The sequence below is a fragment of the Mesorhizobium sp. M2E.F.Ca.ET.209.01.1.1 genome (assembly GCF_004010375.2).
Classification (GTDB): domain Bacteria; phylum Pseudomonadota; class Alphaproteobacteria; order Rhizobiales; family Rhizobiaceae; genus Mesorhizobium.
Window position 1 is genome coordinate 1 of sequence record NZ_SADP02000328.1, and the last position, 391, is coordinate 391.

At 66.2% G+C, this 391-nt stretch carries 1 pseudogene; it reads right to left on the reverse strand.

The window, feature by feature from the left end:
* Positions 1–17: 17 nt before the first annotated feature.
* Positions 18–391: pseudogene (locus tag EN852_RS35850) on the reverse strand (glycosyl transferase family A); the annotation flags it as partial.

The window sequence follows — 391 nt, forward strand, 5'->3', positions numbered from 1 at the left end:
GCCAACGCTCCCGCACCTTACCGTGCCTTGCCCGTGCTGGTTCCGGCCATCAGGAAACGCAGCGGCGGCACGTGTTTGTTCCTGGACACGAGGCCAACGCTGCGAAACAGCGCCTCGAGTTTGTCGGATGCCACGCCCTGGACGATGGGAAAGAAGTTGGATTGGCTTGCGAACGCATAGGCCGCGGCCGAAGCCAGGCCCCGCTCGGCCTTCACGTCGAGGAAATTGCGCAGCCGATATTTGTCGCGCACATGGCGTTCGTGCCGCCGCAGCGCGGCCTTCGAGGCTTCCGGCAGGTCGCGGATCGCAAGCAGCGCCAGGTCTGCATCCGCGAGGCGCTGCAGATCCTGCGTCCTGTGGCGGCCGCTCAGCGAATCGGCGCGGACGATCG